This window comes from Lamprobacter sp. (assembly GCF_034860625.1).
Classification (GTDB): domain Bacteria; phylum Pseudomonadota; class Gammaproteobacteria; order Chromatiales; family Chromatiaceae; genus Lamprobacter.
This window is the reverse complement of record NZ_JAYESN010000189.1, coordinates 1-6021: the sequence shown is the minus strand read 5'-3', so window position 1 is coordinate 6021 and position 6021 is coordinate 1. Positions and strand designations below refer to the sequence as shown.

At 56.6% G+C, this 6021-nt stretch carries 6 protein-coding genes; 1 reads left to right on the top strand and 5 read right to left on the bottom strand.

Annotation, left to right across the window (positions count from 1 at the left end; genetic code table 11):
• Nucleotides 1-205: 205 nt before the first annotated feature.
• From VBE63_RS23575 to VBE63_RS23565, 3 genes are all read right to left on the bottom strand, one after another.
• On the bottom strand, nt 206-1018 hold the full coding sequence (locus tag VBE63_RS23575; RefSeq protein ID WP_323685460.1) for a hypothetical protein: 813 nt from the start codon (nt 1016-1018) through the stop codon (nt 206-208).
• A gap of 117 nt (nt 1019-1135) precedes the next feature.
• Complete coding sequence (locus VBE63_RS23570) at nt 1136-1522, bottom strand: hypothetical protein (RefSeq protein WP_323685459.1); 387 nt, start codon at nt 1520-1522, stop codon at nt 1136-1138.
• Between the two features lie 1136 nt (nt 1523-2658).
• Nucleotides 2659-3141, bottom strand: coding sequence for a type II toxin-antitoxin system VapC family toxin (locus VBE63_RS23565; RefSeq protein ID WP_323685458.1), 483 nt, complete (start codon nt 3139-3141; stop codon nt 2659-2661).
• Nucleotides 3142-3733: 592 nt separating this feature from the next.
• On the opposite strand from VBE63_RS23565, the gene VBE63_RS23560 reads away from it, so the two are divergent.
• Complete coding sequence (locus tag VBE63_RS23560; RefSeq protein WP_323685457.1) at nt 3734-3877, top strand: hypothetical protein; 144 nt, start codon at nt 3734-3736, stop codon at nt 3875-3877.
• Nucleotides 3878-3896: 19 nt separating this feature from the next.
• On the opposite strand, the gene VBE63_RS23555 is transcribed toward VBE63_RS23560, so the two are convergent.
• The gene (locus VBE63_RS23555; RefSeq protein WP_323685456.1) at nt 3897-4148 is read right to left on the bottom strand and encodes a type II toxin-antitoxin system MqsA family antitoxin; all 252 of its coding nucleotides are present in this window, start codon (nt 4146-4148) and stop codon (nt 3897-3899) included.
• A 109-nt stretch (nt 4149-4257) separates the two neighbouring features.
• Nucleotides 4258-6021: DUF3400 domain-containing protein (locus tag VBE63_RS23550; protein ID WP_323685455.1), on the bottom strand; the 1764-nt coding region annotated here is incomplete at its 5' end.

Genomic DNA, 6021 nt, shown 5'->3' with positions numbered 1-6021 from the left:
TTTCCGAAACTCTTCAAAATCGGCCGGACTGAGTTTGAGAACGCGGTTTTCGATCTGTTCAAGTTCAGTCATTAGTTTGCCTTGTAGTCGGTGGGTGCCAGTTTCTGGTGCGTGTTATATCGGCTAACGTTACCCTCAGCCCGCGTCAAACTGCGGCCTGAGCGAGAGCGAAGGGCGCAGTTTGGCATCGGAGCTGGTGGCGTTGTTAGCTTTCAATTATCTCGACCTCTCGGATAAGGTAACGCTTGACTGTACCGTTCCCTGTAAGAACCCTCTGAACTGAAAGCTTCAATTTGCCACCATTTCCGCCCTGCGCATGGTGCATCGACCAGGTCAGCATCTGCTTCTGAGCGGATGTAACGTCATCATGGAGCACAAAAGAAATGGTTTTCTCTTGCCTGTCATCATATAGTCTTCCGAATCCGGACAGGATGTTGTAACGAGTCACGTTGCCCGTAATTGTGTTGTCAATTTCTGGGTCCGTAGTCAGTGAGACGTTTCTCAAGGTCTCCGAGTCAAGCGTTATTATCGTTCCTATTCTCGGCCGAACGATGGAGATCTCCATTTCCTCGTCGTTCCTTATTGGACGATGAGCTAGCTCTAATGGGACCTCCAGCGCTTCCTCTATCTCGCCAATGAATGGATCAATACGATCACGCAATCTCAGCACGTGAGGGGTCTGCGGCTGGTAAATCAATCCCAACGTGCTGGACCAAGTCCATTTGAGGATGTCGTAAAATGCGGCGGCAGCTATGCTCGCTCCAATTGCTTCTTTGTTTGTTATGACGAATGTAACTAACGTTTCAAAGCTTCCATGCCTCGGCGGGTGAAGGTAGAGCCTGCCGCCCTCCAGCCGGTTTCCTTTCTTACGAACCTCTCCATCGTTCAGTAGGGCGTGTGAAGTTATTGCAAGCGCCCTTGCAAATCCTTGCAGGGATAGAGCTGCATCATACATATCCAGCTGGCCGTCCGTTGCCGTACCGTTGTGATAAGAAATCTTGAAGCTTATTTTTGTCATTCGCGAGTCCTTGCGGGCCGGTGAAGTTCGAAGCTAATGCCCAAGGTAAGCCGGGCGCGCGGGATGAGATTTCAGGTTGAGTTGCGCCCCCTCCCGCGCCTCGGCTTGACCGACTTGTTATGCCTCGCTCATGTTTGGCGTGACAATCCTATGCCATTTTTTGTGACACTCCGGACATAAGAACGACTTTGGCCATTGTTCTGATTCATCACCGAAAAGATGCCTAGGCGCCCAATGATGTGCTTCGGCTCCTTCTCTGTTGCAGACCTCGCAAATAAAAGGCAACTGAAGCGGATGAAGCTCTTTTATATCGATATTTGCTTTTTCTACTGCTTTTCGTTTGGCGAATCCCGGTATGCGTTTCCCGCAATTCAAGCAATAAAACGGATATTTTGGATTTCCGCCGGCATCGACGTAATGCCCGACGCCCCATCCTTTAGCTCCACAATATTTGCAAGGATGGTCGGGGTATTTTATCGCGTTTTTCCATGAGGTATTAACCATGAAACCTGCCCTTTCTGCGGAAGCGATGATGTTGGGTATTCATATCGAGATCATCCAGACGGGCGCGAGCTGTCTTTGATTGCTTCCGGTAATTGCGGCGCATCAGCACCTGTTAGAACTTACCATAACATTTACGATGACGATGAATCAGAGTCAGCCTGGAACGAGCGTTACAACTTACAAGCTGCTAAGATTTGTTTAGAGGCATAACAGTGTATTCATTTACGCGCAAATTGAACCATCGATTTGCATGCACAGCGAAAACGCATGCTTGCACGCAAACCAAACCATTCAGCCTGCAATCAACGCCATGGTTTAACTTGCACAGCTACCGTTTGTCTAGTGACCGATCAATCCCCTTGGCAAGCATTACCAACCAGCGTTTAGCCTCCCAAGTCGGCGGCTGATTGTCTGCGATCCAGGCTCTCTCATGATTGCCATCACTGGAGTCTAGCGCATGTCACGCCTTCGAGCAGATTCCTTACCAACTTGGTCTGGCGGCGGTGCGCAGCACGGCCGCTCTTCTCGGCGCCTCGCTCCTCGCTTCGATCAGCCGCAGGGCGCGTTGCGACAACGCGCGCTGTGGTGTCTGCCCGATTGCTGATGGCTTGCACCTTGTTCGCCGCGACGAGCCCGCCCAGAGGCTTGGCGCCGGAGGCCGGGCGCGCGGACGCGGAGCAGAGCACGACCGGGCGGAGCCGCAAGGCCGGCGGGTGGGTGAGGAGCGGCTTTGTTGGCCTTCAGCCAGCGAAAGGGGGTAGCGAAGTGCCGGCGCTGGACCGACGGGCGGGGCTGGGACAGTACCATGACTGGCTGCTAAGCCAGGGCTTGATCAGCATTCGCGATCAGTGGATGAAAGCGCATGGCTATGCCTGAAATCGGCGTGTGCTCACTTCTCATGAACCGCCTAGTGCGGACCCGCATGCTAGGTGGTGTGGGGAGGGCGGGTTAGACACCCGCCCTTACCCGATTAGCTTCCTGTCTTTTGAAGCAAATATTTTGGACCGGGATTAAGCACAGGGCGTTTTGATTGTGCTTCTCGCTCTCGGAGTGCGGCAATAATGCGCCGGAGATCATGTCCGTAAGCGGAGGCATGTTCTTCCCGGTGCTTTCGCATTTCCTCGATAATAGGGTCTTCAGTCATTAAATGTGCCTCCGAGTTCTTCCGGCGAGCAAAGCAATGGACAAACGTAGCCGAGGGATTCAACGATTCGAGTGATCAATTTCTTGGTTTCGGCGTTGTTGATATGCTTGAAATTCCAGGTAAGCAGATAGTCAACTCCTTGAGTTGCAGCAATGGCGATGTGAAGGGCGTCATCCTCGCTGCCAGCGGGTATAGCCTTTTCTGCAATGAGTCTTTCAGAGAGGAAGAGAGCGTTATCCGTAGCGGCTAGGCTCGGAATTCGTTCAATAAGTGCAAGTCGGCGTTCAGCAGCCGAAGGATCTCCGCGCCCGATTTCGTCCTCAACCAGAGCCGATACTCTCAAGTCAAAGCGCTGCTTTTCGTTTTCCCACCACTCAAGCGTAAGTGCTTGCCGGCCTGCGACGATGACATCGCGACTTGGACGGGAAACCAGGTAGCTGATTACCGAGGATTCAATGTAGACAACAGGCTTCATTGGCTTTGGTTCGGTTGCCGTGTTTCTCGGAAGCTAACAGTGTATTCATTTACGCGCAAATTGAACCATCGATTTGCATGCGCAACGAAAACGCAAGCTTGCACGCAAACCAAACCATTCAACCTGCAAGCAACGCCATGGTTCAACTTGCATAGCTGCTGTTTGTCTAGTGACCGATCAATCCTCTTGGTAAGCATTACCAACCAGCGTTTAGTCTCCCAAGTCGGCGGCTGATTGTCTGCAATCCAGGCTCTCTCATGATCGCCATCACTGGAGTCTAGCGCATGTCACGCCTTCAAGCAGATTCCTTGCCAGCTTGGTCTGGCGGCGGTGCGTAGCACGGCCGCTCTTCTCGGCGTCTCGTTTTCGCTCCTCGCTTCGATCAGCCACAGAACGCGTTGCGACAACGCGCGCTGTGGCGTTTGCTCGAGTGCTGACGGCTTGCACCTTGTTCGCGGCGACGATCCCACCTGGAGCGGATGCCCGGAACGTGCGGAAGGCAGGCGCGGAGGGCGGATGAGGAGCCGCGCGACGGCCTTTCAGACTGCAACGAGGGTAGCGCGCTGTGCCGGGGCCGGCGGAGCGTGCGGGATTGGGCCAACACCGCACGCTTCAACAACTCAGACTGGTTGCGGATTACACGCTGGAGCCGCTTGCCTTGGATGACGCGCGGCGCATGATCGCTGAGGCTGAGCGATTCATCGCCGTTGCTGAAGAGATCGCGGTTTCAGCATGACGGTCGTTACGAAGTTGTGTCAAAGGGCACTGAACGTTTCAACAGCGACCTCAAGCGTGCGCGCTGGACGCTTGCGATGGGTCGCAAGCGCAAGGTGGTCGGCCTCGATCTTCTTGAGCGTCGAAACATCGAAATACTCTTCACCACAGTCGTCACAGCGCAAGCAGGGCACCTCCTCGACGATCAGTAGCTCATCGCCCTGCTGATGAATGTAGCGGGTGGTTGTGGGAGTCAGATGCGCATGGCCGCAGAATTGACAGTTGCTGCTCATCTATGATCGCCTCGCTCGAATGGATGCTCGCGATCGCCATGCCGAGACCAGCGATACTGTTCGCTGGCGACTCGTTCGATGATCCAGTCGAGCTTCAATGCCATCGACCTCAGAGCAACACCCGCTCAATCCCGCCAGCCTTCACCTGCTCCAAGAACCGCTGCTGCCAGCCCTCGCCAAGACGATGCTTGGCCAGCTCGATGACGATGTAATCGGTCATCAGCCCGGTCTCGTCGGCGTACTTGGCCAGGCCCTGCTGACAGGCGGGGCATGCGGTGAGGAGTTTGACCTCGCCGTTCTCGGCGCGGGTCTTGCCGGTGAGCGCCTGGATGCCCTGGGTTAGCTCTTCGTGCTTGCGGAAGCGCACCTGGTTGGCGATATCCGGGCGGGTGGTGCCCAGCGTGCCAGCCTCGCCGCAGCAGCGGTCCGAGAGCGGCACCTTCTGGCCCATGAGCTTTTCCGCCACCGAAGTCGGCTGATAGGTCTTCATCGGCGTGTGACAAGGGTCATGATAGAGGTATTGCTGGCCGCTGACGCCCTCCAGACTGACACCCTTTTCCATCAGATACTCATGGATGTCGAGCAGTCGACAGCCGGGGAAGATGCGCTCGAACTCGTACTTGAGCAGCTGATCCATGCAGGTGCCGCAGGAGACGATGACGGTGCGGATGTCCAGATAATTGAGCGTGTTGGCGACGCGGTGAAAGAGCACCCGGTTCTCAGTGGTGATCTGGTGACCGGACTCCTCAAGGCCGGCCGCGCGCTGCGGATAGCCGCAGCAGAGATAGCCTGGCGGCAGCACGGTTTGGCTGCCGTGCTCATAGAGCATCGCCAGGGTTGCCAGGCCGATATCGGAGAACAGCCGCTCGGAGCCGCAGCCGGGAAAGTAGAACACCGCGTCTGAGTCTTCAGTGACCTTAGCCGGATCAGCGAGGATCGGCACCCGCGTGCGGTCCTCAAGCCCGAGCACCTGGCGGAAGGTGCGCTTGGGCAGGTCGACGCGGATCGAGCGGCTGACCAACTGCACCGCCTGGCCGATCGGATTCGGCGTGCCGCTGCTGGCGCCCGGATGGGCATTGGGCTGCTCGGTCAGATGCAGGCCCTTGGCCACAGCATTGGCCAGGTTCATGCCCTGAAACCCCCACTCGGCGAGTCCTTTGCGCATGACGCGAATAGCCTGCGGATTCTGGGTATTCAAGAACGCCATCGCCGCCTTGCCTGCGGGAGTCGAACGCTTCTTACCGCGCTCAACCAGGATGCGGCGCATGCGCATGGTGACATCGCCGAAGTCGATGTCGACCGGGCAGGGCGTCAGGCACTTGTGGCAGATGGTGCAGTGATCGGCGACATCGTTCATCTCGTCGAAGTGCCGTTCCGAGAGTCCGCGCCGGGTCTGCTCCTCGTAAAGGAAGGCCTCAATGATCAAGCCGGTTCCAAGGATCTTGTTGCGCGGCGAATAGTCCAGGTTGGCGCGCGGCACATGGGTCATGCACTTGGGCTTGCACTTGCCGCAGCGTAGGCAGTTTTTGATGTCGTCGTTGAGCGCGCCGAGTTCGGTGGCCTCGAGGATGATGGCCTCTTGCTCGACCAACTGCAGCGACGGCGTATAGGCGCCATCGAGCCCGGAACCAGGCAGCAGCTTGCCGGGGTTGAAGCGCCCCTGCGGATCGACGCGCGCCTTATACTCGGCGAAGGCGGCAAGCTTCTCAGGCGCCAGATAGCGCACCTTGGTCAGGCCGATGCCATGCTCGCCCGAGATCACGCCATCGAGCCGTTCGGCGATCGCCATGATGCGATCGACCAGCCGGTCGGCCTCCTGCAGCATCTGATAGTTGGCCGAGTGCACCGGGATGTTGGTGTGGATGTTGCCGTC